25 protein-coding genes are annotated in these 26,197 nt (G+C 51.1%); 11 read left to right on the top strand and 14 right to left on the bottom strand.

The window, feature by feature from the left end; all coding sequences use genetic code 11:
* Positions 1-4: 4 nt before the first annotated feature.
* Positions 5-1,078, bottom strand: a complete 1,074-nt coding sequence (gene dadX / locus RAHAQ2_RS10475) for a catabolic alanine racemase DadX (RefSeq protein ID WP_015697199.1) — start codon at positions 1,076-1,078, stop codon at positions 5-7.
* 72 nt (positions 1,079-1,150) lie between these two features.
* On the bottom strand, positions 1,151-2,452 hold the full coding sequence (locus RAHAQ2_RS10470; RefSeq protein WP_015697198.1) for a D-amino acid dehydrogenase: 1,302 nt from the start codon (positions 2,450-2,452) through the stop codon (positions 1,151-1,153).
* 206 nt (positions 2,453-2,658) lie between these two features.
* On the opposite strand from RAHAQ2_RS10470, the gene RAHAQ2_RS10465 reads away from it, so the two are divergent.
* From RAHAQ2_RS10465 to RAHAQ2_RS10455, 3 genes are all read left to right on the top strand, one after another.
* Complete coding sequence (locus tag RAHAQ2_RS10465) at positions 2,659-2,961, top strand: hypothetical protein (RefSeq protein ID WP_037039151.1); 303 nt, start codon at positions 2,659-2,661, stop codon at positions 2,959-2,961.
* 95 nt (positions 2,962-3,056) lie between these two features.
* Complete coding sequence (locus RAHAQ2_RS10460) at positions 3,057-3,887, top strand: alpha/beta fold hydrolase (protein ID WP_015697197.1); 831 nt, start codon at positions 3,057-3,059, stop codon at positions 3,885-3,887.
* Between the two features lie 253 nt (positions 3,888-4,140).
* A complete protein-coding gene (locus RAHAQ2_RS10455) occupies positions 4,141-5,676 on the top strand; it encodes a SpoVR family protein (RefSeq protein ID WP_015697196.1) in 1,536 nt (511 codons plus the stop codon).
* A gap of 66 nt (positions 5,677-5,742) precedes the next feature.
* On the opposite strand, the gene fadR is transcribed toward RAHAQ2_RS10455, so the two are convergent.
* Positions 5,743-6,465, bottom strand: coding sequence for a fatty acid metabolism transcriptional regulator FadR (gene fadR, locus RAHAQ2_RS10450; protein WP_015697195.1), 723 nt, complete (start codon positions 6,463-6,465; stop codon positions 5,743-5,745).
* A gap of 244 nt (positions 6,466-6,709) precedes the next feature.
* Here fadR and nhaB point away from each other — a divergent pair, with 244 nt between their 5' ends.
* The 4 genes from nhaB to iraP all read left to right on the top strand — a co-directional run bounded on the left by nhaB (position 6,710) and on the right by iraP (position 11,088).
* Positions 6,710-8,287 carry a sodium/proton antiporter NhaB gene (gene nhaB, locus RAHAQ2_RS10445; RefSeq protein ID WP_015697194.1) on the top strand — a complete coding sequence of 526 codons (1,578 nt, stop codon included), beginning with the start codon at positions 6,710-6,712 and terminating at the stop codon, positions 8,285-8,287.
* 181 nt (positions 8,288-8,468) lie between these two features.
* Positions 8,469-8,999, top strand: coding sequence for a disulfide bond formation protein DsbB (dsbB, locus tag RAHAQ2_RS10440; RefSeq protein WP_015697193.1), 531 nt, complete (start codon positions 8,469-8,471; stop codon positions 8,997-8,999).
* A 522-nt stretch (positions 9,000-9,521) separates the two neighbouring features.
* Positions 9,522-10,631 (top strand): AI-2E family transporter, encoded by a 1,110-nt coding sequence (locus RAHAQ2_RS10435; RefSeq protein WP_015697192.1) that lies wholly within the window; start codon positions 9,522-9,524, stop codon positions 10,629-10,631.
* Between the two features lie 115 nt (positions 10,632-10,746).
* The gene (iraP, locus tag RAHAQ2_RS10430) at positions 10,747-11,088 is read left to right on the top strand and encodes an anti-adapter protein IraP (protein WP_015697191.1); all 342 of its coding nucleotides are present in this window, start codon (positions 10,747-10,749) and stop codon (positions 11,086-11,088) included.
* A gap of 73 nt (positions 11,089-11,161) precedes the next feature.
* Here iraP and RAHAQ2_RS10425 read toward each other — a convergent pair whose 3' ends face one another.
* The 4 genes from RAHAQ2_RS10425 to RAHAQ2_RS10410 form a co-directional block, all read right to left on the bottom strand.
* A complete protein-coding gene (locus RAHAQ2_RS10425) occupies positions 11,162-11,611 on the bottom strand; it encodes a YcgN family cysteine cluster protein (RefSeq protein ID WP_015697190.1) in 450 nt (149 codons plus the stop codon).
* 107 nt (positions 11,612-11,718) lie between these two features.
* Positions 11,719-12,375, bottom strand: coding sequence for a fumarylacetoacetate hydrolase family protein (locus tag RAHAQ2_RS10420; protein ID WP_015697189.1), 657 nt, complete (start codon positions 12,373-12,375; stop codon positions 11,719-11,721).
* Between the two features lie 26 nt (positions 12,376-12,401).
* Positions 12,402-13,577 (bottom strand): lytic murein transglycosylase, encoded by a 1,176-nt coding sequence (locus RAHAQ2_RS10415; RefSeq protein ID WP_015697188.1) that lies wholly within the window; start codon positions 13,575-13,577, stop codon positions 12,402-12,404.
* Positions 13,578-13,699: 122 nt separating this feature from the next.
* Positions 13,700-13,972 carry a YcgL domain-containing protein gene (locus RAHAQ2_RS10410; RefSeq protein WP_013575326.1) on the bottom strand — a complete coding sequence of 91 codons (273 nt, stop codon included), beginning with the start codon at positions 13,970-13,972 and terminating at the stop codon, positions 13,700-13,702.
* A gap of 136 nt (positions 13,973-14,108) precedes the next feature.
* Between RAHAQ2_RS10410 and minC the strand changes: the two genes are divergently transcribed.
* Genes minC through minE form a run of 3 tightly spaced genes read left to right on the top strand, consistent with a single transcriptional unit; the run spans position 14,109 to position 15,908 of the window.
* Positions 14,109-14,798, top strand: a complete 690-nt coding sequence (gene minC, locus RAHAQ2_RS10405) for a septum site-determining protein MinC (protein ID WP_015697187.1) — start codon at positions 14,109-14,111, stop codon at positions 14,796-14,798.
* A 24-nt stretch (positions 14,799-14,822) separates the two neighbouring features.
* Complete coding sequence (gene minD, locus RAHAQ2_RS10400) at positions 14,823-15,635, top strand: septum site-determining protein MinD (protein ID WP_013575324.1); 813 nt, start codon at positions 14,823-14,825, stop codon at positions 15,633-15,635.
* 3 nt (positions 15,636-15,638) lie between these two features.
* On the top strand, positions 15,639-15,908 hold the full coding sequence (minE, locus tag RAHAQ2_RS10395; RefSeq protein WP_013575323.1) for a cell division topological specificity factor MinE: 270 nt from the start codon (positions 15,639-15,641) through the stop codon (positions 15,906-15,908).
* A 347-nt stretch (positions 15,909-16,255) separates the two neighbouring features.
* On the opposite strand, the gene rnd is transcribed toward minE, so the two are convergent.
* From rnd to RAHAQ2_RS10370, 5 genes are all read right to left on the bottom strand, one after another.
* On the bottom strand, positions 16,256-17,377 hold the full coding sequence (rnd, locus tag RAHAQ2_RS10390) for a ribonuclease D (RefSeq protein ID WP_015697186.1): 1,122 nt from the start codon (positions 17,375-17,377) through the stop codon (positions 16,256-16,258).
* A 97-nt stretch (positions 17,378-17,474) separates the two neighbouring features.
* Positions 17,475-19,172 (bottom strand): long-chain-fatty-acid--CoA ligase FadD, encoded by a 1,698-nt coding sequence (fadD, locus tag RAHAQ2_RS10385; protein WP_015697185.1) that lies wholly within the window; start codon positions 19,170-19,172, stop codon positions 17,475-17,477.
* A 320-nt stretch (positions 19,173-19,492) separates the two neighbouring features.
* Complete coding sequence (locus RAHAQ2_RS10380) at positions 19,493-20,125, bottom strand: Slp family lipoprotein (RefSeq protein ID WP_015697184.1); 633 nt, start codon at positions 20,123-20,125, stop codon at positions 19,493-19,495.
* A gap of 62 nt (positions 20,126-20,187) precedes the next feature.
* Positions 20,188-20,889, bottom strand: a complete 702-nt coding sequence (gene tsaB / locus RAHAQ2_RS10375) for a tRNA (adenosine(37)-N6)-threonylcarbamoyltransferase complex dimerization subunit type 1 TsaB (protein WP_015697183.1) — start codon at positions 20,887-20,889, stop codon at positions 20,188-20,190.
* A 197-nt stretch (positions 20,890-21,086) separates the two neighbouring features.
* Positions 21,087-23,000 (bottom strand): DNA repair helicase YoaA, encoded by a 1,914-nt coding sequence (locus RAHAQ2_RS10370; RefSeq protein ID WP_015697182.1) that lies wholly within the window; start codon positions 22,998-23,000, stop codon positions 21,087-21,089.
* 142 nt (positions 23,001-23,142) lie between these two features.
* Here RAHAQ2_RS10370 and RAHAQ2_RS10365 point away from each other — a divergent pair, with 142 nt between their 5' ends.
* On the top strand, positions 23,143-23,487 hold the full coding sequence (locus RAHAQ2_RS10365; RefSeq protein ID WP_015697181.1) for a RidA family protein: 345 nt from the start codon (positions 23,143-23,145) through the stop codon (positions 23,485-23,487).
* A gap of 64 nt (positions 23,488-23,551) precedes the next feature.
* Here the strand turns inward: RAHAQ2_RS10365 and RAHAQ2_RS10360 are convergent, their stop codons facing one another.
* Both RAHAQ2_RS10360 and zwf read right to left on the bottom strand, forming a co-directional pair.
* Positions 23,552-24,193 (bottom strand): bifunctional 4-hydroxy-2-oxoglutarate aldolase/2-dehydro-3-deoxy-phosphogluconate aldolase, encoded by a 642-nt coding sequence (locus RAHAQ2_RS10360; protein ID WP_015697180.1) that lies wholly within the window; start codon positions 24,191-24,193, stop codon positions 23,552-23,554.
* 201 nt (positions 24,194-24,394) lie between these two features.
* Positions 24,395-25,870, bottom strand: coding sequence for a glucose-6-phosphate dehydrogenase (gene zwf / locus RAHAQ2_RS10355; RefSeq protein WP_015697179.1), 1,476 nt, complete (start codon positions 25,868-25,870; stop codon positions 24,395-24,397).
* Positions 25,871-26,197 lie beyond the last annotated feature (327 nt).

The raw sequence follows: 26,197 nt of genomic DNA, 5'->3' as shown, positions 1-26,197 counted from the left end.
TTTTTTAACCGATTGTCGACACCGGTACGCGGGGTGCCAGCGCACTCAGCAGTTCGTAACCCAGCGTACCGGCCGCTGTTGCCACGTCATCCACCGGTAAATTATTCCCCCACAATTCAACCGGCGCACCAATCTGCGCCTGCGGGCATGGCGTTAAATCCACAGCCAGCATATCCATTGAAACCGTGCCCGTCGTCGTCGTTCGCACGCCGTCTACCCAAACCGGTGTACCGGAAGGCGCATGGCGCGGATATCCGTCCGCATAGCCACAGGCCACCACGCCGATACGCTGAGGACTCGTTACACTGTAACGTCCGCCATACCCCACACGCGCACCAGCGTTAAGTTCCTGTATGGCGATCAGCTCGCTTTTAAGCGTCATCACCGGTTGCAGGCCGGTATGCGCAATATCATTCCACTCTCCGCTTGGCGACGCGCCATAGATAATAATTCCCGGACGGATCCAGTCATGATGTGTATGCGGATGCCACAACGTCGCAGCGGAATTGGCCAGACATCGCGGGCCGCGAATGTTCTGCCCGGCGAGGTTAATCACCGTCATCTGCGCATCAACCCCTTCCACACTGTCAGCGGTGGCGAAATGGCTCATCAGCGTGATTTCCCCCACCTGCTTCAGCTCGCGTAACTGCTGCCAGACAGCACCGGCGCGCTCAGGCGCAAAGCCCAGGCGGTTCATGCCGCTGTTAACTTTCAGGTAAATACTGACCGGCTGGCTGACACTGGCCTGCGCAAGGGCTTTTATCTGCCATTCGCTGTGTATGGACGTGGTCAGGCGATAGTGATCAACCATCGCCAAATCCTCTGCGGTAAAAAATCCTTCAAGCAGTAATATCGGCCCCTGCCAGCCGGATTCACGCAATAAAATGGCTTCGTTGAAATCGAGTAAGGCAAACCCGTCAGTGGCGGATAAACTGCGCCAGATACGGGATATACCGTGGCCGTAGCCGTTGGCTTTCACCACCGTCCAGACTTTACTGTTGGGGGCAAAACCGCGAATGATGTTCAGGTTTTGAGTTAACGCAGACAGAGATAATGTGGCTGAAATCGGGCGTGGCATACCAGCTCCGGCAATAAGCAAAGTAAAAACCATGCGGTATCAACCCCCGCATGGGATCGGATGACAGCAGGTTCAGCCTACCGGATGCATTTTGTGCGGGCCAGCCGGACGGACGATGAAATCCGGACTGTAACGCTCAACCGAGAGATCATCGGATGGGATCGCAGGCGTCACGCCGGACATAATGTCCGAGAGCAACTGCCCTGAGCCGCAGGCCATGGTCCAGCCCAGCGTGCCGTGGCCGGTATTGAGATACAAATTCTTAATGCGCGTACGTCCGACAATTGGCGTGCCATCCGGCGTCATCGGGCGCAACCCTGTCCAGAACGTGGCCTGTCCGACGTTGCCACCGTTCGGATAGAGATCTTTCACCACCATCTCCAGCGTTTCGCGGCGTGCCTGCGCCAGCTTCAGGTTGAAGCCAACAATCTCCGCCATTCCGCCGACGCGGATGCGGTCATCAAAACGGGTGATGGCGATTTTGTAGGTTTCATCAAGGACAGTAGACACCGGTGCAGATGCCGGATCGGTAATCGGAATCGTCAGGGAATAGCCTTTCAGCGGATAAACCGGAATGGAGACCAGATCGCGCAGCAACGCGGTGGAATAGGAGCCGAACGCCACCACGTAAGCATCCGCCTTGACGATCTCATTGCCGCACTGCACGCCAGTGATTTCGCCATTTTCAATATGCAGCTTATCCACCGTGCGGTTAAATTCGAAAATAACGCCCGCCTGACGCGCCATGTCTGCCAGTTTACGGGTAAACATCTGGCAGTCGCCGGTTTCATCATTGGGTAAACGCAGACCGCCCGTCAGTTTGTGTGCGACCTGTGCCAGTGCCGGTTCTGCGGTTGCCAGCTGGCTGGATTCGAGCAACTGATACGGCACGCCGGCGTCTTCCAGCACCGCAATGTCTTTGGCTGCGCTTTCAAACTGCTGCACGGTACGGAAAAGCTGTAACGTACCGCCCTGTCGCCCCTCGTACTGAATGCCGGTGTCTTCGCGCAGCGCTTTCATACAGTCGCGGCTGTATTCTGCCAGACGAACCATGCGGCTTTTATTGATCTGATAATGGTCCATGTTGCAGTTACGCAGCATTTGCCACATCCATTTCAGCTGGAACTGCGTGCCGTCGAGGCGGATCGCCAGCGGCGCGTGCTTCTGGAACATCCATTTGACGGCTTTAACCGGAACACCCGGAGCCGCCCACGGCGCAGCATAGCCCGGTGAGATCTGTCCTGCATTACCTGCGCTGGTTTCTTCTGCCGGACCTGACTGACGATCAATGACTGTCACCTGATGACCCGCTTTAGCCAGATACCATGCACTGGCGACACCGACCACACCACTGCCTAAAATCACCACACGCATATCGACTCCACTCCATGACAAAAAAAAGCATAATATTCTGATGACAGAAAATTAACCTGACTGAGAAAAATCACCAACACAGATACTCATAACCGTGAGGTCTTTCACATGTATTTATCGTTCATGACAGCATTTATTTCAATAGCCAGCAATAAATAACGATATTGCGCAACATTACCACCCTCCCGGAAGAAATTTATGATGTTATGGCAGCATTGATTGCCTTGATATCACAAGTCATTCGCCGCATCAGGGTGAGTTTCTTTGCAGATTATTATTCTTGCATACAGGTTATTTTTCAGAATAAAAACCTAAAAACCAACATGCATATGATATTCCCTCACGCCGCGCAGGGAACTGACGTTCAGGTTGAACGGGGATTGATAAAAAGAGGCAAAGCGGAGGTGAATGCGGTGCCTGTAAAAATCAGGCTTCAAGATATAAACCCTACCAGGTATCAGGTTAATTTTTGCCCCGGGCTCCCGCTGCGTTGCCATTTTAAAATGTGACTCATATCGCAACAGCGCAATTACTGACCTACACTTCAATCGGTTTCTGTTTTGCACCGTTCATTTCAGCAATTTTCAGCCATAAGGAGTCGCTTGTGAATAACTCAAACTTTCTGAAGCTTAAAGAGGGTACACAGCTTTTTTATAAGGATTGGGGCAGCGGACAGCCGGTGGTTTTTAGTCACGGCTGGCCCCTTTCTTCAGATGCTTTTGAAGATCAGATGCTGTTTCTGGCAGACCATGGTTATCGTGTTATTGCCCACGACCGCCGCGGGCACGGGCGTTCTTCTCAGTCATGGGAAGGCAATAATATGGACCAGTACGGTGATGACATGGCCGAACTGACGGCCTATCTGGATCTCAGGGACGCGATACACGTCGGGCACTCTACCGGCGGTGGCGAAGTGGCCCGTTATATTGGCCGCCATGGTACCTCGCGTGTGGCAAAAGCCGTGCTGATTGGAGCTGTGCCACCGATTATGATCAAAACAGATTTTAATCCCGGCGGGTTACCTCTTTCTGTTTTCGATGGTATCCGTGACGGTGTGACAAAAGATCGTTCCCAATTTTTCCTGGATTTGCCCGACGCATTTTATGGTTTCAACCGCCCCGGCGCCGAGGTGTCAGAAGGTTTACGCCAAAGTTTCTGGCGCCAGGGCATGCAGGGTTCAATAAAAGCACTTTATGATTGTGTTAAAGCGTTTTCTGAAACCGATCAGCGCGAAGACCTGAAGAAGATGACCATCCCGACGCTGGTGATTTACGGTGATGATGACCAGATTGTGCCACCGGCCTCCTCCAGCGAAGCTGCGCTTAAATTGTTGCCAAATGGCAAAGGTAAGGTTTATCCGGGCGCATCTCATGGTTTATGCAGCACACATAAAGATCAGATAAACCAGGATTTGTTAGCGTTTATCCGCAGTTAATCCCCCGCTGTTTACGCCTTCCCCGGATATTGTTCGCCCAAAGCCAGACTGTACGCGGCTTTGGGTTCTTCATTGCTCACCGATTGACAGTATCCTGCCTTAAGGATATAGATTTGTTGAGGAATGGATTCATGGTGTTTATTTAACGGCACACTCAGATTGAGCTACGATTATTAATGGACGTGCGAAATCTTAAGAAAAGGTTGTGAATCAAACACTCTGTAGCGTCCATAACTGAATGAGGGTGCGGCTTATGACGACAGTGACCCAAAAGCAAAAAACTGAGGACAAACGTCTTAGCGATGGACCGGACTGGACGTTTGAGTTATTGCAAACCTACCTCGAAGAGATTGACCGGGTGGCCAAATCCTACCGGCTTGAAACCTATCCGCATCAAATCGAGATTATTACCTCCGAACAAATGATGGATGCCTATTCAAGCATTGGCATGCCGATCAATTACACGCACTGGTCATTCGGGAAGAAATTCATCGAAACTGAACAGTTATATAAGCACGGGCAGCAAGGTCTGGCGTACGAAATCGTCATTAACTCCAACCCGTGTATTGCCTATCTGATGGAAGAAAATACTATCACCATGCAGGCGCTGGTGATGGCGCATGCCTGCTACGGGCATAACTCTTTCTTCAAAAATAACTACCTGTTTAAAAGCTGGACCGACGCCAGTTCCATCGTTGATTACCTGCTGTTCGCCAAACGTTATATCAGCGAATGCGAAGAGCGTTATGGTGTTGATGAGGTCGAGCGGCTGCTGGATTCCTGCCACGCACTGATGAATTACGGTGTTGACCGTTATAAACGTCCGCAAAAAATCTCCCTGCAGGAAGAACTGGCGCGGCAAAAAAGCCGTGAGGAATACCTGCAGAGCCAGGTCAATTCCCTGTGGAAAACGCTGCCGCGCAAAGACAGCGTAGATGCGCCGGAACAGGCGCGCCGTTTCCCGCCGGAACCGCAGGAAAACCTGCTGTATTTCATGGAAAAAAATGCGCCTCTGCTGGAATCCTGGCAGCGTGAAATTTTGCGTATTGTGCGTAAAATCAGCCAGTACTTTTATCCGCAGAAACAGACACAGGTCATGAACGAAGGCTGGGCGACATTCTGGCATTACACCATCCTGAATCATCTGTATGACGAAGGAAAAGTCTCCGACCGTTTCATCCTGGAATTCCTGCACAGTCACACAAATGTGGTGTATCAGCCGCCGTATAACAGTCCGTATTACAGTGGCATCAACCCGTATGCGCTGGGTTTCGCGATGATGCAGGACATTAAGCGTATCTGTCAGGAGCCGACGGAAGAAGACCGCTATTGGTTCCCGGATATCGCCGGTACAGACTGGCTCGACACACTGCATTTTGCGATGCGTGACTTTAAAGACGAAAGCTTTATCAGCCAGTTTCTGTCACCGAAAGTGATGCGTGATTTCCGCCTGTTTACTGTGCTTGATGACGATCACAATAACTATCTGGAAATCTCGGCGATCCACAATGAGGAAGGCTACCGTGCAATTCGTCAGGAGCTGTCAGCGCAGTATAATCTGAGTAATCACGAACCGAATATTCAGGTGTGGAATGTGGATTTGCGCGGGGACCGCTCGCTGACCCTGCGCTACATTCCGCAGGATCGTGCGCCGCTTGATAAGAGCCGCCGTGAAGTGATGAAACACGTCCACCGCCTGTGGGGCTTTGATGTCTTTATCGAGCAACTCAATGAAGACGGCAGCGTTGAGCTGCTGGAGCGTTGCCCGCCACGTCCGACCCCGCTGTAACTGAATGGGCTTCTGGCATTAAAAAAGGGCGCTAAGCGCCCTTTCTGATATTTGTCTATCTCACACTTAACGATGCTTTTGCTCGGTGAGATCACCCGGCATCGCACCCTGCATGCTGTGCCAGATTTCCCCACTCTGACGACCGTAATTGCGCACGCAATCCACAATCTGCTCGTAACTTTTTTCGTGGCAGATTTCTGACAGTTTTTTATAGAAACTGATCGCCAGTTTACGCGCTTCAGGATTGGAAAAGTAATAGCGCCCGACGCGGGTATAAAGTCCGCGCAGCCCGTTGATGATGAGGCCATAAATCGGGTTGCCGGAAGCAAATGCCAGACCACGGAAAATGCCGTAATCGAGCGCAGTAAAGGCTTCGGCATGATCTTCTACCTCAGCGGCTTTTGCCAGAACCTGCTGGGTTTCTTCCGGATTGGTACGCATCGCTTTGCGGATAAAGATCGTCGCGATGTTGGTACGCACGGACAGCAGATTATCAATAAGCTGCGGTACGCTGTCGTGATCCAGACGCGCCAGCGTTTCAAGAATATTCAGGCCGGATGTTTCCCAGAAATTATTCACTTTCGTTGGTTTACCATGCTGAATAGTTAACCAACCGTCGCGGGCAAGCCGCTGTAACACTTCACGCAATGTGGTTCGGGTTACGCCAATGAGTTCTGAAAGCTCTCTTTCAGCAGGCAAAATTGAACCCGGAGGGAAGCGGCTGTTCCAGATACTTTCGATGATATACTCTTCGGCAAAACCGGCAGGACTTTGTGCCTTAATAACCATGTGTTTGTCGTTCCGTGTGGGGCTTTTATTAGGGATATAGTTCAGCTCATCATACCAGATGAAAATGGCCTGTTATAGCGCCGGGACGGAACTAATGTTGAAACTGTGCAGGGGCTGGCAGAATTGCACATTTTTCATGAATTTATTGCATTGCCCTTTCCAGTGGAAAAATCCAGTCAGACGATTAAACTTATCTATCTTTTTGAAACACTGACAAAATATATATAAAGGACCTATGGGGAATATGGAAACAACCTACAGCCGCGCATTCATAAAGAATTTTCTCGGTCAGTCGCCAGACTGGTACAAAATAACTATTCTGGCTTTCCTGATTATTAACCCGCTGATTTTCTTCCTCGTCAGCCCCTTTTTAGCGGGCTGGTTGTTGGTGGTCGAGTTCATCTTCACATTAGGCATGGCGCTCAAATGCTACCCGCTTCAGCCGGGTGGATTGCTCGCCATCGAAGCCGTGATGATCGGCATGACCAGCGCAGAGCGGATCCGCGAAGAAATCTCGTCTAATCTTGAAGTCATCCTGTTGCTGATTTTCATGGTTGCGGGCATCTATTTCATGAAACAGTTGCTGTTAACCGTGTTCACCAAGCTGTTGTTGAATCTGCGCAATAAAATCGCCCTTTCACTGGCGTTCTGTTTTGCTGCCGCCTTTCTTTCCGCATTCCTGGATGCGCTGACCGTTATTGCCGTGGTAATCAGCGTTTCAGTGGGCTTTTATTCGATTTATCACAACGTCGCTTCCAATCAGAACGAAAATGCTGAGGTCAATGACGACAGCTCTTTTACCGGCAATCAGCAGCATCAGGCGGTGCTCGAACAATTCCGCGCATTTTTACGCAGTCTGATGATGCACGCCGGGGTCGGTACGGCGCTCGGTGGCGTGATGACGATGGTCGGTGAGCCACAAAACCTGATCATCGCGAAAAGCGCAGGCTGGCAGTTCACCGATTTTCTGATCCGCATGTCACCGGTCAGCGTGCCCGTTTTCATCTGCGGCTTTATTGTCTGTGCGCTGGTAGAGCGCTTCCGCTGGTTTGGCTATGGCGCACAACTGCCACATCCGGTGTATGAAGTGCTTAAAAAGTTTGATCAAAAAAACAGCGAGAACAATACCAGGCAGGAGCGTATCAAACTGGTTGTGCAGGCGGTGATTGGCGTGTGGCTGATTGTTGCGCTGGCATTTCATCTGGCTGAAGTTGGCCTGATCGGGCTGACGGTGATTATCTTTGCTACCGCGTTATGTGGTGTGACAGATGAACATGCGATCGGCAAGGCATTCCAGGATTCATTACCGTTTACCGCCCTGCTGACGGTCTTTTTTGCCATTGTCGCCGTGATCATCGAACAGCATCTGTTCAGCCCGGTCATTCACTTTGTGCTTCAGGCTGCGCCGTCCAACCAGCTTTCGCTCTTTTATCTGTTCAACGGACTGCTCTCGTCGGTTTCAGATAACGTTTTCGTCGGTACGGTCTACATCAATGAAGCAAAATCAGCGCTGGAAAGTGGAATAATCGATCTGAAACAATTTGAGATGCTGGCCGTGGCTATTAATACCGGCACCAACCTGCCTTCAGTCGCGACACCCAATGGTCAGGCGGCATTCCTGTTCCTGCTGACTTCTGCCCTTGCCCCGCTGATCCGACTTTCTTACGGAAGGATGGTCTGGATGGCGTTGCCGTACACTATTGTCATGACGCTCGTCGGTCTGTTGTGTGTTCAGTATCTGCTGCCGGATATGACGCAGTGGTACAGCGATATGGGATGGCTGAGTTTGCCGCCGGTAAATGACATCATGCCGGTGCATTGATCGGGTAGAGATTGAGTCGGTAATTTCCTGTAAGTGGCTTCATTCAGAAAATTACCGAATTTAAAGTCGAATTGTCCGATTTATATTAATTATTTACCGAATATTTATTCGGACAGGCTGGCAGCAGCAAGCAATTGGTTTACACTGCGTGTCAGTAGCTAACTGCAGGGAAAAATTTTCTATGTTGCAATATCTTAACCGCTGTTCACAAGGCCGCGGTGCATGGCTTCTGATGGCTCTGACTGCGCTGGCACTTGAGCTGGTTGCCTTGTATTTCCAACACGTGATGTTACTTAAGCCCTGTGTCATGTGTATTTATGAACGTTGTGCCCTGATGGGTATTCTGCTGGCTGGCCTCGTCGGTGCTATCGCGCCTTCCACGTGGTTACGCTATGCCGGGATCCTTATCTGGATCTACAGTGCTTACGAAGGCATCCGTCTGTCGTGGGAACACACCATGATTCAGTTGCATCCTTCTCCGTTTGCCACCTGTGATTTTGCCGCGCGTTTCCCAACCTGGTTGCCACTGGACAAGTGGTTCCCGTGGATGTTTATCGCCAGCGGTGATTGTGCAGAAAAACAATGGGAATTCCTGTCACTGGGTATGCCGCAGTGGCTGGTGGTGATTTTCAGCGTGTTTATGGTGATTGCTGTTCTGGTGCTGCTGGCTCAGTTCGTCAAACCAAAACGCCGCGATTTATTTGGTCGTTAATTCAGCCATCGCAGTAACAGAAAAGCGCCTGTCATGGCGCTTTTTTTATGTCTGTGGAGGAGAAGATGTTTTCCAAAACAGACGTGATGTATTATCTGCAGCGCCTGTTCAACTCGGGCCCTCTGCCTCTGTGAGTTTTATTACCATTATTGGAACGTGCAATGAAAAATCTTCCCGTCTGGGCCATTTGGGCCATTTGTGTTGGAACCTGCGTCGTCTTCTGGGTCGTCGCAGGTTTCGTGTTATACGGCCTGTTTAAATAAAATTTAAACATCAGGGAAGAAATCAACAGTGACGTTTAAGGGAAATGGAATGACTGGTATTAACGCGGGTGCAATGGCGGAGTTCCATTAATCCCGGCGTTGCTTTGATCAGAGGTAAGATTTTCTCTTCCTTCTCCGCACTGCACACACTGCACACACTGCACACACTGCACACACTGCACAAAAAAAGACCTACGTTTGTAAATTCGTCAATGCATTCTATGCTACGAGGGCTAAAAGATTTATCAGAGGAACAAAAATGTTCATTAAGGGATTTTCCAAAGGCTTTTTCATCGCGATTCTTTTTATCGTCACTTTGGCTTTTTTCGATGTATTAAGGCCTTACTACTCTTCCGTACTATGGGCAATTATTCTCGCTGTCATTTTCAATCCGTTAAAGAACCGGCTGAAACAGGTTGTCGGTGATCGTAACGGCCTGGTCTCTCTGCTGACCGTTTTGATTATTTGTCTGATTGTCTTCACCCCTCTGGCTATTATAACCTCGTCGCTGGCGCTTGAATTCAATGCGGTTTACACCAAACTGCAGGGAAATCAGACACAGTTACCCGTGATCCTCGCGGATTTCATCCGTCATTTACCACGATGGGCACGGCACTTCCTGTCAGACAATGATCTCGACAGCACCGCGGAGATCCAGAAAAAACTTTCTGATGTTGCACTGCAAGGCAGTCAGTACCTGGCTGGCAGCGTTTTCGTGATAGGTAAGAGCACATTCGGCTTTGTCGTGGGTTTCGGCATCATGCTGTATATCCTGTTCTTCCTGATCAAGGATGGCGCTTATCTGGTCAATATGACACTCGCCACCTTGCCATTGTCACGGTATGTAAAGCATCACCTGTTTATGAAGTTTGCAGCCGTTTCGCGGGCAACAGTAAAAGGTACCGTTGTGGTGGCGATTGTTCAGGGCGCGCTGGGCGGTATTGCATTTTACATCGCCGGTCTGGACGGAAGCCTGCTTTGGGGCGCACTGATGGCGTTCCTGTCGATCATTCCGGCAGTAGGTTCAGCCATTATCTGGGTGCCAGCCGCCATCTATTTCTTCGCGTCCGGGATGCTATGGCAGGGGATCTTCATTGTGGCCTTCTTTGTGGTGGTGATTGGCATCGTGGATAACGTTTTACGCCCGCTGCTGGTCGGCAAAGACACCAAAATGCCGGATTATCTTATCCTGATCACCACGCTTGGTGGCATGGAAGTGTATGGCATCAATGGCTTCGTGATTGGTCCGCTGATTGCAGCATTATTCATCGCCTGCTGGAACATTCTTTCTGGCCGGGATCATCAGAACAATACCGATGAGATTGATGAAGACTTTATCGAAGAAGGGAAAAACCACCCGGATGCCTGATACTCTCAGCGGCTGAGACAATCTGCCGGGTTTTACCAAATATGATTATGAAGTTTTCATAACCTGGCGTAGAAATAAGAAGCAATAAATACTCTTTGTCTGAAGGGGGCAATGAATGAAAAATATCATCTTAAGTATGGTCGCAAAAATCTCCCGGATGGAAGCTGATTCCAAGCAACTTACCGCGCAGGTTGAGGCTCAGTCCCTTTTGCTGAGTGCTATATTTTTAACTGTCGGTAAAAATGGCGGCCCCCAGGAAATTATCGAAAGCGTGAACAAAGCCATCAACTCAGCGCTCGACTCTGCTGATGAGGTGCTTAAATCAGACGCTAAGATTTTGTTCGAGCAATTCCAGGCACTCATTGAACTCACCCGGTTGATTGATAAAGAAGATCCGGAGCTGGATGCCGAAGCACTCAGTGCGATGAACAGTGTCAGACCCGATTCTGAAATCTAGAGTAAAAGCATCTGCAATAAAAATCCCCGGCGATTGCCGGGGATTTTTGTTTTCAGAGCATCAACAACGCAGGTTATCTCGCCCAGCTCGGTTTATTCAAAATATGATCCTGCCAGTCTTCAACATCATCTTCGCGCACAGCAATGTAGCGTACGGAGATCTGCGCCGTATGCATGGCCGATTTCGATGCTTTGTTCAGCAGCGGATGCCACGGCAGCAACGGACGTCCTTCGCCGATCAGGCGATAGGCACAGGTTGGCGGCAGCCAGTCGAAGGTTGTCAGATTTTCGCGGGTCAGTTTGATGCAATCTTCTTCCAGCGTGAAACGACGTTCGTAGTTACGGCACTGGCAAGATTTGATGTTGAGCTGATTACAGGCAACATTGGTGAAGTAGATTTCATCGGTGTCTTCGTCGATCAGCTTATGCAGACAGCATTGTCCGCAGCCGTCGCACAATGCTTCCCATTCTTCGTCGGTCATTTCAGACAGCGTTTTTTGCTGCCAAAAAGCGGGTTCAGTCATAATGTGCATCCGGTATAAAGAAAATGAGGGTGCTTATATAGACGCTTTAGCCTGCAGATGCAAGTAAAGCCGCCGGAAATCAACTCCGGCGCAAAGGAGAAACACCGTCAGATGACGCGGGAGTTAACCTGTTTACCATTCAGTGTAGCCACAATTTCATCACCCGCATTTAACGGGCCGACGCCGTGTGGTGTACCGGTCAGAATGATGTCGCCCGCACGCAGCGTAAAGAAGCGGCTCATGTAGGCTATCAGCGGCAGAAGCGGCGTCAGCATATCGCGGGTATTCCCGCTCTGACGCACTTCTCCATTGATCTCTAACCGTAGTTCGGCCTGCTGTGCATCACCAAATTCACTCACCGGAATAAATCCGCTCATCGGGCAGGAACCGTCAAACCCTTTGGCTTTTTCCCAGGGTTGTCCGGCTTGTTTGAACGCTGACTGCAAATCCCGCAGCGTCAGGTCAAGCGCCAGCCCGTAACCGGCGATAGCATTAGCGACGCGATCTTCCGTCGCCTGTTTTAGCGGTGTACCGATAAGCACAGCCAGTTCGACTTCATGATGTACCGAACCCAGATCCTTCGGCAGGGCTATGGGCTGGCGAAAATCGCACAAGGCGGTTTCCGGTTTGATAAATAACACCGGTTCCGCCGCTTTCTGCCCGCCCATCTCTTTAATATGATCCGCGTAGTTACTGCCGACACACACGACTTTGTTAACCGGAAAATCCAGTAATGCGCCGTGCCAGTCTCTGTGTTGGTACATACAGCCTCTCCTTGAAGTTAGGAATTTCAGCCGCTGAACGGGTTATGCGGTGCCGGTGCTAACGGTGCAGAAGGCGCCGGGGTTGTAGCCGGTGCAGAATCGCCGGAAACCACCGGGGCCTGTACGCCCGTTATACCATCCGCCATCATGCCTATACTCAGCGCGAAATAGGTTGAACGGTTCCAGTGCATGATCGTACGGAAGTTATCGTAAACCAGGAACGCGCGCCCCTGAGTGTCATCCGGTGTGATAATCCACGCACGGGTGGCTGTGGACGTCAGCGGGCTGCCGTCAACCTGCGTCACGCCGCGCTGCTGCCAGTAACTGGCCGGATGCATCTGGTTGTTTTTCAGCCCCGCCAGAGCACCATCAAAGTTAGCCGGTAATTTCACTTCCTGGCCCCAGCCCTGATCGCCTTTCCAGCCTTCTTTCGCCAGATAATTGGCCGTGGAGGCAAAAACATCATCGGTGTTTTTCCAGATGTCTATTTTGCCGTCGCCGTTGCCGTCAGCGCCGTAAGTCAGGTAAGAGCTTGGCATAAACTGCGACTGCCCCATCGCTCCTGCCCAGGAACCTTTCATCATGTCGCTGGTGGCATGCCCTGAATCGACAATTTTAAGTGCGGACATAAATTCTTTAGTGAAGAACGCTTCACGACGCCCTTCGAATGCCAGCGTGGCCAGCGCGGAAAACACATCTTCTTTGCCCTGTATTTTCCCAAAGCTGCTTTCCATCGCCCATAACGCCACAATGTACTGCGGCTGGACGCCATAACGGTCACTGGCTTTGGTCAGCGCAGGCAAATTACTCTGCAGCTGTTCCTGCCCCTGTTTGATCTTCCATTCAGGCAGAACGCGGGTCAGATAATCATCGAGAGTAATTTTCTTTTCGAGCTGATTGCGGTCTGAATTGATTACGCGATCAACAAAATGAATGTTAGCGAAGGTGCTGTCGACAGTCTGCTGGCTGATCCCTTGTGAGAGCGCCTGTGCTTTAAGTTTTTCGATATAAGCCGGGAATTCAGCCGGGTCCCGCCCCTGTTCAGCCAGAGAGGTTTTACCAGAAGGCGCTGCCGGTGCGGCAGCGGTTGGCGCGGTGGCCGTCGCGGACGGCGTGGTTGTTTGCCCTGAAGTCGCTTTCTGCGCTGCACAACCGCTAAGGATAATCAGCGGTGTTAACACGGCCAGTGCCGACAATTTCATCAATTTCTTCCTTTTGACTTCTGCAAGTGATTCATCACTATAAGCTTTGAGCACGACAACGATGAATGCAAGTCATGCCGTCTGAAAGTTGGGGGATTGCCGAAACAAATGTCAGAAATGTGTTATTTGCTGGCGTCGTTCAGATGAATATTCAATAAACTTTCTACCGGCGGTGGAACCTGCAGATAATAACCCTGTTCTTCCAGCGACTGACGCACTTTAGCAATATCTGCCGTGGCAAGTTTTTCACGGTTTGCCAGGTTTAGCATCATTGAGAACTGAGGCACGCCAAAACCTTTGAGTAATTCTTCAGGCACACGGGAAAAATCGTCTTTTTTTTCGACATACAGATAAGTCTGGTCTCGTTTAGTACTTCTATAGATCACACAAAGCATTTTTTTAACTCTATTTTATTGAAACGGTGGCTTGCCTAGATATAACTGTAACTATAACATGCTTATCGTACATCGGAATATCGCCCCCCGAGTGGTATTCCGGGGATTTAGAGTTGCTGAGACTGAGTCAGGATAGATGTCACAATCGCCAATAGAACTAAAAGGCAGCAGTTTTACCTTATCGGTTGTTCATTTACATAGTTCACAACCTGAGGTTATTCATCAGGCATTACAGGAAAAAGTGGAGCAAGCTCCAGCCTTTTTGAAAAATGCCCCTGTTGTTATCAACGTTGCCTCGCTGACCGGTGAAGCAAACTGGAAAGACATTCAACAGGCTGTCGCTTCTGCAGGCTTTCGCATTGTTGGCATCAGTGGTTGCAAAGATGAAGCGCAAAAACGCGCCCTTTCCCGCACCGGTTTACCGCTGCTGAGTGAAGGCCGCGCACAGCGTATCGCCGCAGAACCACCGGTTCCTGTCGTGCCCGACAATGCCCCGGCTAAAACACGCATTGTCAGTACCCCGGTCAGATCCGGCCAACAAATTTATGCCCGTAACAGCGACCTCATCGTGACCAACAGTGTCAGCGCAGGTGCGGAACTGATTGCCGATGGCAATATCCACATCTACGGCATGATGCGAGGCAGAGCGCTGGCTGGCGCCGCAGGCGATGCAAATTGTCAGATTTTTTGCACGCAGTTAGGCGCTGAACTCGTCTCTATCGCAGGGCAATACTGGTTGAGTGATCAAATCCCGACCGATTACCTCGGTCAGGCAGCGCGCCTCAGCCTGTTAAATAATGTGTTAACCATTCAACCTTTAAACTAAGCCCTTTTGACAAGGAATCCATTCATGGCACGCATCATAGTTGTTACATCGGGTAAAGGGGGCGTTGGCAAGACCACTTCAAGCGCGGCCATTGCTACCGGTTTAGCTCAAAAAGGCAAAAAGACTGTTGTTATCGATTTCGATATCGGTCTGCGTAATCTCGACCTGATTATGGGCTGTGAGCGCCGGGTGGTTTATGATTTCGTTAACGTGATCCAGGGTGATGCCACGCTGAATCAGGCGCTTATCAAAGATAAACGCACCGAAAACCTCTTTATTCTTCCGGCTTCGCAAACACGCGATAAAGACGCGCTGACCCGCGAAGGCGTGGAGAAGATCCTGAACGATTTAGCCGAAATGGAATTTGATTTCGTGGTGTGCGATTCCCCTGCGGGCATCGAAACCGGCGCACTGATGGCGTTGTATTTCGCCGATGAAGCCGTGATCACCACCAACCCAGAAGTCTCTTCCGTTCGTGACTCCGACCGCATTCTGGGCATTTTGTCTTCAAAATCTCGCCGTGCGGAACAAGGCTTAGAGCCTATCAAAGAACATCTGCTTCTTACCCGTTACAACCCGGGCCGTGTCAGCCGTGGCGACATGCTGAGCATGGAAGATGTGCTGGAAATCCTGCGTATTCCTCTGATTGGGGTTATCCCTGAAGATCAGTCTGTACTGCGTGCGTCCAACCAGGGCGAGCCGGTTATTCTTGATCAGGAATCCGATGCAGGGAAAGCGTATGACGATACGGTCAGCCGTCTGCTTGGGGAAGAACGTGCATTCCGTTTCATTGAGGAAGAGAAGAAGAGTTTCCTGAAACGCCTTTTTGGGGGATAAACCATGGCATTGTTAGATTTCTTTCTGTCCCGCAAAAAATCGACAGCCAATATAGCCAAGGAACGGCTACAGATCATCGTAGCCGAACGGCGTCGAGGGGATAGTGAACCATCGTATCTGCCTGAACTGAAACGTGACATTCTGGCGGTCATCTGTAAGTACATTAAGATTGACCCGGAAATGTTGCAGGTTCAGTTCGAGCAAAAAGGTGACGATATTTCTGTACTGGAACTTAACGTCACCCTGCCAGAATCGGAAGAAACGCCTAAATGACAGCAGTCTGTTTGCCGTGTTTGCAGGTGTTTTTTTCAGCATAACGCCCCCTGTTTTCTCAGGGGGCTATTGCCTTTTATCCCGTTCCCTTCTGTTTTTTTCTTCCTGACTCAAAATAACCACTGTATATATCTCCATAGAACGGGCTAATTTCCCGTCTGTTTATGTTTATTGGTGATAATTTTGATTAAGACTCATCTTATTCAGACTGGAATTTAATATCCCTACACTGGCCTGATTAGCGATATTTTATGCTTAAGGATTATCGGGAAATATAAAATAAAAAGAGCGGGACATTTGCCCGCTCCTTTTTAACACCTGTTCATTTTCCTTCTTAAAAGAAGGGATTAATAATTGCTCAAAATGTCATTTAGCCTTTCAGCTAACAACTTCCCGCGCCAGCCACTGATTAATTCCGGTTGTGATTCTTTATCTTTTAGCTTCCAGTGACAGGTGAGTAACTGATTAATCTGACGACGTGATGCCAGCATTTCAACGCTCAGTTTGCTCTCTTCACTGACAGTCTGAATAAGAGCCTTAATATCCTTAAAGACTTTGCGGTAACCCGGCTGATCTATCAGGTTCAAAATCGGTGCAGGAAGTTCCGTTTCATCCAGTGCATTAGATTCATCCACCAGCGCCAGCAATGTACGCCCGTGATAGCGAATTTCCGGGCCACTCAGCCCCAGCGCTTCCAGCTCCCCCAGCGATGTTGGCTGATAGCGCGCCACCTGCCAGAGGTTTTCCTCACGTACGACAAAATTAACGGCCAGATCACGCTGACGGGCCTGGTTAAGGCGCCACGCGGCTAACAATTTCAGGCACCCCAACTGACGTGGACGCAACTGAAAAGCGTTACTGATTTCCAGATAAGCCAGTTCCGGTTGCAGCACTTCCTTACGGCGGCGGCACAGTGCAAGGCATTCATCCAGCGCGGCGTCCATCCACCCTGCTTCTTGTGTTTCACGCATCAGCTGATCGGCCAGCGGCAGTAAATACCACACGTCAGCCGCGGCATAAACGCATTGCTTTTCGCTCAAAGGACGGGCTATCCAGTCCGTGCGCGATTCGCTTTTATCCAGCTCAACGCCGGTAGTTTCAGCTACCAGACGTGCAAAACCACAGGACAACGGGCGCCCGCTGAACGCGGCAAGGATCTGCGTGTCAATCAGCGGTGAAGGCATCACCCCAAAAGCATTCAGAAACACTTCCAGATCTTCACTGCCGGCATGCAGGAATTTGATGACATCAGGATTGACCAGCAAATCGATGAAAGGCTGCCAGGCGGTGATCGGTAAAGGGTCAATCAGCGTCAGCCGTTCGCCATCGAATAGCTGGATAAGCCCCAGTTGCGGATAGTAAGTGCGGGTGCGAACAAATTCGGTATCCAGCGCAATTTTACTGTGCGCTTTGGCCTGAAGACAAACTTGCTCCAGCGCGTCATTGGTGGTGATCAACTGATAATTCAAAACATCATTCTCTTAATCATTACTGCGTTATAACGTGATAACGCCGGACATCGCCGGCGTTAAGAATCTGACTCTTTCTGACTGAACAGGCAACCCGCTATGCCGCATCCTGCTTCGGACTGGCTTTCGGTTTCACCTGCTCATCACGAAGTTCCCTTCTGAGGATTTTACCAACATTTGACTTCGGCAACTCATCGCGGAACTCAACAATCTTCGGTACTTTGTAACCGGTTAATAACCGGCGACAATGTGCGAGGAGCTCTTCGCTGGTCAGTGATGGGTCTTTCTTCACCACGCAAATTTTGACGATTTCACCCGACGACTCATCCGGCACGCCAATGGCGGCAACTTCGAGTACCTTGTCATGTTGTGAAACCACCTCTTCAATTTCGTTAGGGTAGACGTTGAAACCGGAAACCAGAATCATGTCTTTTTTACGGTCAACAATTCGTAAGAAACCCTGCTCGTCCACTGTAACGATATCGCCCGTCGATAACCAGCCATCTTTTAGCACCTCATCGGTGGCGGAAGGTCGTTGCCAGTAACCCAGCATAACCTGCGGGCCTTTAACCCACAGCTCACCAGGCTGGCCCGGCGCGACATCCTGACCGTTATCGTCCACAAGGCGGACTTCCGTAGACGGAACCGGCAGGCCGATACTGCCACTGTAATGTTTCAGATCATACGGGTTGCCAGCCACCAGCGGTGAACATTCTGTCAGTCCGTAACCTTCCAGCAGATGTTTACCAGTCAGTTTTTCCCACTTCTCAGCCACTGATTTCTGCACCGACATTCCTCCGCCGACTGAAAGGCGCAGTGAAGAGAAATCAAGCTCACGGAAATCTTCATTGTTGAGCAATGCATTGAATAACGTATTCACGCCGCTGATAGCCGTGAAAGGATATTTGCCGAGTTCTTTGACCATCCCCGGCACGTCGCGCGGATTGGTGATGAGCAGGCTTTTACCGCCCAGTTCAAGGAACAGCAGGCAATTCACTGTCAGTGCGAAAATGTGATACAGCGGAAGTGCGGTCACCACCAGTTCATGCCCCGGCTGTAACAACGGTGCATAGGCCGCTTTCGCCTGCTCCAGATTTGCCTGCATGTTGCGGTGGGTCAGCATCGCCCCTTTCGCCACGCCTGTCGTTCCGCCGGTATATTGCAGAAAAGCCAGATCATCATTAATGATATCGGGTTTGATGTATTGCAGGCGACGCCCGCGCTGTAAGGCGGTGCGGAAGGAAATCGCGTTCGGCAAGTGGTATTTCGGCACCAGCCGTTTGATATATTTCACCACAAAGTTAACCAGTGTGCCCTTCGCTGCAGAAAGCTGATCGCCCATTCGGGTCAGGATCACATGCTTAACCTGGGTTTTGTATACCACTTTTTCCAGGGTATGGGCGAAGTTGGAAACAATCACAATGGCACTGGCACCGCTGTCGTTAAGCTGATGCTCGAGTTCACGCGGCGTATACAGCGGATTGACGTTGACGACCACCATACCGGCGCGCAATACGCCAAACAGGGCAATCGGATATTGCAGCAGATTCGGCATCATCAGGGCAACGCGGTCGCCCTTTCTGAGTCCCAGTTCATTTTGTAAATAGGCGGCGAAAGCACGGCTACGCTCTTCGAGCTTGCGGTAAGTCATCACCTCGCCCATGTTGATAAATGCCGCGTTGTCTGCGTAACGCAATGTGGCATTTTCAAACATCTCGACCAGCGAACTGTAGCGGTCAGGATCGATGTTCTCAGGAACATCTGCCGGATATCGTTTTAGCCAAACCTTTTCCAAGGTATCACTCCTGAAATCATGTTCTGTTGCCGTCTCTATTCGACGAGTTTTATCACGTCTTTAACAATATTTTAACTCAGCTTACCAGTTGCGTTTCAAACAATGTCGAGGTTGAGAGGCGGGTCACTTTTTCTGTGCCCTTACTTTGCCAAACCATCCATGGCAGAAAATAAAAAGGCGGCAATTAAGCCGCCTTAACAACGATCTTCTCTTCATGTCATTTCTTTGGCCACGACACAACAGAATGTGTCGCTGCCGGTTTTACTGTCGCCGGGAGAAGTGCGCCCTGTGCAGGCGTTGTTTCGTGCGGCGCAGGCGGTCTATTCTGTAACGACGTTTTCGACCCGTGCCGGTGCTGTGTTATACCAGCCGGGACCCCAACCAGGCCCAAATCCTCGCCCCCAGGAATCATACGGCCCGCCAAAACCATACCCCCACGGGCCGATAGGTTGAGGCGGCATAACGACCTGTTGCTGTATCCGCCAGCGTTTGTAGCTGTTGACATTGACGGTAACGAAGTCATAAGACGTCTGACCAATGGTGCCTTTTTCCACGCCGGTAATTGGCCCGACGACGGTCACCAGCTGATTGCGGTAATCCACCGGATCCACAAAACCGTTAATGTAAGCCATGATGCGTCCGCGCGATGCTGCGCCTAAAATCGGGCGTGCACCCTCATCCAGCGGAACGGTCGCGATTTCCAGACGCGTCTTGTTTTGCAAGTTGGTCACGGAAATCACTTTACCGCCAAAACGCGATTCCTGCCCGACGTACAACCCCGGCGCGCCCTGCACCGCCTGTAAATTCATTTGCGGTGTAGCCGTGGTACCGCGAATTTCATCAGGTACCGTGACACAACCTGATAATACCAACACGCTGAGCGCCACGGCACTCAGCACCATTTTCTTACCCGCGATCCCTGATAACTGCTGAACAACAGACCACTTACGCATTACGATGACTCCTGTGCAAACTCTTCATTTTGACCGTCTTTTGATGCACAAGTTGCCATGACTTATCGGCCTGGCAGCTTTTTCCACGTCACTTCATTACGCAGGTAGGTCGGTTCAGCATCTTCCGGATTAACGCGAATACCGTTTTCCCAGAGCCGGAGCGCCAGCGGCAGCATGTCTTCCGCCTGCGGCAGTAACATTTTGCCATCAAATAATTCCACCATCGGAGATTCACCCAACAAATGTGGATAAGCTTCCCAGCCAGTACCTGCGGTGGCAAACCGCCCGGTTAGCTCACCCGCACGCGCCAGAAGCTGTTCAGGTTTGATCACCTTTTCAGTATCTTCGCCATGCCAGACACCTTGTGCATCGCGGGTAAATTCGCCCCAATAGACTTCCCCCATACGCGCATCAATGGCGGTAAGCACCCGGTCAGCGCCGGTCTGGCGACAGGCGCCCTGCGCCATCGTTTGCAATGTTGAGACGGGTAACAAAGGCAGTTCTGCGCCAAGCGATAAACCTTGAGCAATACCAATGCCGATACGCACGCCAGTAAAACTGCCCGGTCCCCGGCCAAAAGCCAGGGCGTCGAGTTGTTTCAGTGAAAGCCCCGCTTCGGCGAGGATCTGCTGCACCAGCGGCAGAATGCGCTGCGTATGTTCGCGGGCGCAGAGTTCAAAATGAGCGAGTGTTTCGCCCTGATTGTAAAGCGCAACGGAACAGGCTTCTGTCGCCGTATCAATTGCTAAAATTCGCGTGGACATGCCAAACCTCAGGCGGGGAAATTAATAAGTTATACCCTAAATACTTCGGGTTGCAGGAAGTCGACAAGCTTGTGAATCCCCGGGAGCTTAGATAACTAAGTGACAGGGGTGAGCGAGCGCAGTCAACGCATCTGCAACGTGAAATACGACCGGTATAAGAACCTTTTTCGGGGCGGCATCTTAGCATAAACAAAGGGCTAATTCTGCTCTCCGGCGTTCTGTAAAAAGCGGATCGCTTGTGCCAGATCACGGGTGCGCGGTGTGGGCGGCAAACTGTTGAGGAAAACTTCACCATACGGACGCATTACCAGCCGGTTATCACAAATCACCATCACGCCGCGATCAGCCGTATCACGGATCAAGCGTCCGACGCCCTGCTTAAGGGTAATGACGGCATCCGGTAATTGTACGTCATTGAACGGATCTCCGCCGCGCAGACGGCAATCCTCAATACGGGCTTTGAGCAACGGATCGTCAGGCGACGTGAACGGCAGTTTGTCGATGATTACACACGACAGCGCGTCACCACGCACATCCACGCCTTCCCAGAAGCTGCTGGTGGCGACCAGTAACGCGTTACCGGCTTCGACAAACTGCGCCAGCAACTGACCCTTACTGGTTTCGCCCTGCAATAAAACCGGCAGCGTCAGGCTGGCCCTGAATTCTTCCGCCAGTTCGCGCATCATTTTATGAGACGTACACAAGAAGAAACAGCGGCCTTTGTTGGCTTCGATAAGCGGACGCAGCATGCGCGCCAGCTGTTTCGAACTGCCCTGCCCGTTCGATTCAGGCAAAAAGCGCGGAACGCACAACAACGCCTGTCTGGCGTAATCAAACGGGCTCGGCAGCAACAATGTTTCTGCCTCATCCAGCCCCAGGCGCTCGGTAAAATGATGCAACTGGTCGTTCACCGAAAGCGTCGCAGAGGTGAAAATCCACGCCCCCGGTTTTTCTTTCATCATCTCGCTGAATTTGTCAGTCACTGACAACGGCGTCAGCGCCAGTACGAAATGGCGGGAGTTACATTCGTACCAGTAACTGTAACCCGGGATCGACACGTCTTTCAGGCGCTTGAGACGGTTGCGGTAAAGCGTTGCCCGTTCAAACGCGGCGTCCAGCAATGCAGAACGGCCGAGTGATAATTTGACCACGTCGTAGCACAGCTCCAGCGCGTCATCGAGCAACAGTAAGGCACGCTGAATGGCGGGCTGGCTGAGAACGTCACGAAGATTGCCGCGAAAACCGGGCTCGCCGAGCGCCAGACGGAAATCCATTGTGCTCTGGCTCAGCCGGTCCGCGCTTTTCTGCAACTGCACCGAGTCACGGACCTCCGTGCGGTAAGCAATGGTGATGTCTTTAGCCATATCAAGCAGTTGGCGGCTGGTGACCTGCTGGCCAAAATACTGGCTGGCAATGTCCGGGATCTGATGCGCTTCGTCAAAAATCATCACGTCAGCTTCGGGGATCAGCTCGCCAAAGCCGCTCTCTTTCACCACCATATCCGCCATAAACAGATGATGGTTCACCACCACCACATCGGCGTCCATCGCCTTACGGCGGGCTTTTACCACGAAGCATTCTTTGTATAACGGGCAGTCACTGCCAAGACAATTGTCGTTGGTACTGGTCACCAGCGGCCAGACAAAGCTGTCTTCCGGCACCACGGTGCAGGTGCTGATATCGCCCTCTTCTGTACTGCTCGACCAGTGACGCAGATGTGCCAGTTCGCTGAGCGCCTGGCTGGCGAGATCGCCGCCGGAAAGCGATTGCTGCTCCAGACGTTCCAGACATAAATAGTTTGAGCGCCCTTTCAGCAGAGCGAGACGGCCTTTGAAGTTCAGCGCACTGGCAACTTTGGGCAAATCACGGGAATACAATTGATCCTGTAAGTTTTTGGATCCGGTGGAGATAATGACTTTTTTGCCGGAGCGCAATGCCGGTGCCAGATACGCGTAGGTTTTACCGGTACCAGTACCGGCTTCCACCACCAGCCCTTGCTTACCGCTGATGGCTTTGCTGACAGCCTGCGCCATCAGACGCTGAGGTTCACGGGGTTTAAAACCTTCAATTTTCTGCGCCAGTGCGCCGTCTGTTGCGAAATCGTCTGTCACTCTGTCTCTCTACCTGTACGGATCAGCAGTGATTATGCCAATCCCTCGCCCCGACTACCACCGCCATCTGCCAATCCAACGCATTCAACCTTTGTGATACCCTTAGCGCCATCAAAAAAAGTGACTAACCGGAGCCAAAAACATGACCATCGAACGTATCCGCCCTGAACCACGGATGTCCGACATCGTTATTCATAACGACACCATTTATTACACGGCGGTGCCGGAAAATCTGGACGCGAATGCAAAAGACCAGACGACGGAAACACTGGCAATCATCGATGCCGCGCTGACTGAAGCAGGCTCAGACAAGAGCAAAATTCTCGATGCCACCCTGTTTCTGGTCAATAAAGAAGATTTCCCGGCGATGAACGAAGCCTGGGATGCCTGGGTATCGCCGGGCAATGCACCGGTGCGCTGTACCGTGCAGGCCAACCTGATGAATCCGAAATACAAGATTGAAATTAAGATTATCGCGGCACGTTAGCCTCTGATTTTCAGGCATAAAAAAACCTCCCGCGGGAGGTTTTCATTCTTAGTACGTCGCAGTTTTAGATCTTAGCACCGGCCACGGCTTCTTTAGCCAGTTCAGTGATCCGTGCGTAATCACCGCTTTCCAGCGCATCGGCTGGTACCAGCCATGAACCACCGATACACAGCACGCTTTTCAGCGCCAGGTAATCACGATAGTTCGCCGGTGAAATCCCGCCGGTCGGACAGAAACGCACCTGCGGGAACGGGCCGGCAATCGCCTGCAACGCTTTCACGCCGCCATTGGCTTCAGCCGGGAAGAATTTAAATTCACGCAAACCGGCATCCAGACCCATCATCAGTTCGGATACAGTACAAATCCCGGGAATTAAAGGGATAGAACCGGCATTGGCGGCTTTAAGTAAAGACTCAGTCAGGCCAGGGCTAATCGCAAACTGAGCACCTGCCTCGGTCACTTCAGCCAGTTGCTCAGGATTGAGCACGGTACCCGCACCAATGATGGCGTCCGGTACTTCTTTTGCGATAGCGCGGATCGCATCCATCGCGCATGGGGTACGCAACGTCACTTCCAGCACACGCACGCCACCGGCAACCAGTGCTTTGGCCAGCGGGACCGCATGCTCCAGTTTGTTGATAACAATCACAGGAACAACCGGCCCTGAGGTCAGAATTTGTTCCGCGCTTGTTTTCCAGTTTTTCATCTTGTTCTCCATTTATGCCCGCAGGCACCGTTGTGATTGATGGCGCGCCCCTGCCACAGGGACCAGCAGAATAAAAAATCCTGCCAGAAACCGACCACACCCGATTGGACGATACTCCCCTCCCCGCCACACCTGAAGCCGCAACGGTGTTAGCTGCAACTTCAATTATTTTGGGGAGTCATTTACTCAATGCATTATCCGTTACTCGAACTCGTTCCATGAACGACCGTCGCGGGTGATCATCGCCACAGACGCTACCGGACCCCATGTCCCGGACTGATACGGTTTTGGTGCTTCGCTTTCTGCCGCCCACGCATTCATGATGGAGTCGACCCATTTCCAGGCTTCTTCCACTTCATCACGACGCACGAACAGCGCCTGGATCCCACGCATGGTTTCCAGCAACAGGCGCTCGTAAGCATCCGCAATATGCTGTTCATTGAAGGTTTCAGTGAAGCTCAGATCCAGCTTGGTGGTTTGCAGACGGTGTTTGTGCTCAAGACCCGGCACTTTGTTCAGTACTTCGATCTCGATACCTTCGTCCGGTTGCAGACGAATCGTCAGTTTATTCTGCGGCAACTGCTGGTAAGAATCACGGAACAGGTTCAGCGCAGGGTTTTTGAAATACACCACGACTTCTGAACATTTGCTCGGCAGACGCTTACCGGTACGCAGGTAGAACGGCACACCCGCCCACTGCCAGTTGTCGATATCCACGCGGATAGAAACAAAGGTCTCAGTGCTGCTGGTTTTTTTCGCGCCTTCTTCTTCCAGATACCCCGGCACTTTCTTGCCTTGCACAAAGCCGGCGGTGTACTGGCCGCGCACGGTGTTTTCACGCACGTTGGACTGGTCGATACGGCGCAGGGATCGCAGCACTTTCACTTTTTCGTCACGGATACGGTCGGTGCTCAGATCAGCCGGAGGCGACATGGCGATCATGGTCAGAATTTGCAGCAAGTGGTTCTGGATCATGTCGCGCATCTGACCCGCGTCATCGAAGTAACCCCAGCGGCCTTCGATACCGACTTCTTCAGCGACGGTGATCTGCACATGATCGATGGTGCGGTTATCCCAGTTGCTGGCAAACAGATTGTTAGCAAAACGCAGGGCCAGAAGGTTCAGTACCGTTTCTTTACCCAGATAGTGGTCAATACGGTAAACCTGGGACTCAGCAAAGTATTCCGCCACCTGATCGTTAATAACCTGAGAAGACTCCAGAGAGTGTCCCAGTGGTTTTTCCATCACGACCCGCGCAGGCTCTTTGTTCAGCCCGGCTTCGCCCAGACCGCGGCAAATCGCACCGAAGTGACCTGGCGCAATGGCAAAGTAGTTAATGGTGGCGCGATTTTGCTGGTCGAGCATTTTGCCCAGCACTTTGAAATGCTTCACATCGTTGACATCAAGGTTACAGAAATCAAGACGGGCACTGAGTTTATCCCACAGTTGCGGATCAATCTTTTCTTTCATGAAAGTGGTCAGCGCTTCTTTAACCACTTCGGTATAGGCCGCTTTGTCCCATTCCGCACGTCCGACACCGATGATGCGGGTGTCCGGGTGAATGTGACCCGCTTTCTCTAACTGATACAGGGAAGGCAACAGCTTACGGCGCGCAAGATCGCCCTTTGCACCGAAAATTACCAGATCACAAGCCTGGGCTGTCTGAGTTACCGCCATGTTCTTCTCCTCAATGCAGGAATACCTAACATATTTCTGGTTGCTGTGCGTGAGCCGCAACTCGAATTATCTCGGGTACATATTGTAATTTTATTTCAGCAACAATGTACTCTGATTGCCCGTGAGCCGTAAACCATGATCTGACAGGGGGATAACTCTGCGGAAAACCTTGTTTTTATCATAAGTCTCTCAGCTGCTGTCAAAACCCACAACATTCTGTAATTTTATGACAAAACTGAACAGAATTTACCATACTGAAAGTTAGATCTCGGTCAAACTCTGACAAAAAAAGCGGTTTTTTCGCCTGACTGACGCTGCCAACGGCAT

Source organism: Rahnella aquatilis CIP 78.65 = ATCC 33071, from assembly GCF_000241955.1.
GTDB lineage: Bacteria > Pseudomonadota > Gammaproteobacteria > Enterobacterales > Enterobacteriaceae > Rahnella > Rahnella aquatilis.
Note: the sequence above shows the minus strand (reverse complement) of the source record. Positions and strands in the feature narration are given on the sequence as shown.

Bases quoted from the DNA above. Each gene is read 5' to 3' on its own strand.
- dadX (WP_015697199.1), bottom strand. From the start codon at position 1,078: ATGCCACGCCCGATTTCAGCCACATTATCTCTGTCTGCGTTAACTCAA.
- RAHAQ2_RS10470 (WP_015697198.1), bottom strand. From the start codon at position 2,452: ATGCGTGTGGTGATTTTAGGCAGTGGTGTGGTCGGTGTCGCCAGTGCA.
- RAHAQ2_RS10465 (WP_037039151.1), top strand. From the start codon at position 2,659: ATGGCAGCATTGATTGCCTTGATATCACAAGTCATTCGCCGCATCAGG.
- RAHAQ2_RS10455 (WP_015697196.1), top strand. From the start codon at position 4,141: ATGACGACAGTGACCCAAAAGCAAAAAACTGAGGACAAACGTCTTAGC.
- fadR (WP_015697195.1), bottom strand. From the start codon at position 6,465: ATGGTTATTAAGGCACAAAGTCCTGCCGGTTTTGCCGAAGAGTATATC.
- nhaB (WP_015697194.1), top strand. From the start codon at position 6,710: ATGGAAACAACCTACAGCCGCGCATTCATAAAGAATTTTCTCGGTCAG.
- dsbB (WP_015697193.1), top strand. From the start codon at position 8,469: ATGTTGCAATATCTTAACCGCTGTTCACAAGGCCGCGGTGCATGGCTT.
- RAHAQ2_RS10435 (WP_015697192.1), top strand. From the start codon at position 9,522: ATGTTCATTAAGGGATTTTCCAAAGGCTTTTTCATCGCGATTCTTTTT.
- iraP (WP_015697191.1), top strand. From the start codon at position 10,747: ATGAAAAATATCATCTTAAGTATGGTCGCAAAAATCTCCCGGATGGAA.
- RAHAQ2_RS10425 (WP_015697190.1), bottom strand. From the start codon at position 11,611: ATGACTGAACCCGCTTTTTGGCAGCAAAAAACGCTGTCTGAAATGACC.
- RAHAQ2_RS10420 (WP_015697189.1), bottom strand. From the start codon at position 12,375: ATGTACCAACACAGAGACTGGCACGGCGCATTACTGGATTTTCCGGTT.
- RAHAQ2_RS10415 (WP_015697188.1), bottom strand. From the start codon at position 13,577: ATGAAATTGTCGGCACTGGCCGTGTTAACACCGCTGATTATCCTTAGC.
- RAHAQ2_RS10410 (WP_013575326.1), bottom strand. From the start codon at position 13,972: ATGCTTTGTGTGATCTATAGAAGTACTAAACGAGACCAGACTTATCTG.
- minC (WP_015697187.1), top strand. From the start codon at position 14,109: ATGTCACAATCGCCAATAGAACTAAAAGGCAGCAGTTTTACCTTATCG.
- minD (WP_013575324.1), top strand. From the start codon at position 14,823: ATGGCACGCATCATAGTTGTTACATCGGGTAAAGGGGGCGTTGGCAAG.
- minE (WP_013575323.1), top strand. From the start codon at position 15,639: ATGGCATTGTTAGATTTCTTTCTGTCCCGCAAAAAATCGACAGCCAAT.
- RAHAQ2_RS10380 (WP_015697184.1), bottom strand. From the start codon at position 20,125: ATGCGTAAGTGGTCTGTTGTTCAGCAGTTATCAGGGATCGCGGGTAAG.
- tsaB (WP_015697183.1), bottom strand. From the start codon at position 20,889: ATGTCCACGCGAATTTTAGCAATTGATACGGCGACAGAAGCCTGTTCC.
- RAHAQ2_RS10365 (WP_015697181.1), top strand. From the start codon at position 23,143: ATGACCATCGAACGTATCCGCCCTGAACCACGGATGTCCGACATCGTT.
- RAHAQ2_RS10360 (WP_015697180.1), bottom strand. From the start codon at position 24,193: ATGAAAAACTGGAAAACAAGCGCGGAACAAATTCTGACCTCAGGGCCG.
- zwf (WP_015697179.1), bottom strand. From the start codon at position 25,870: ATGGCGGTAACTCAGACAGCCCAGGCTTGTGATCTGGTAATTTTCGGT.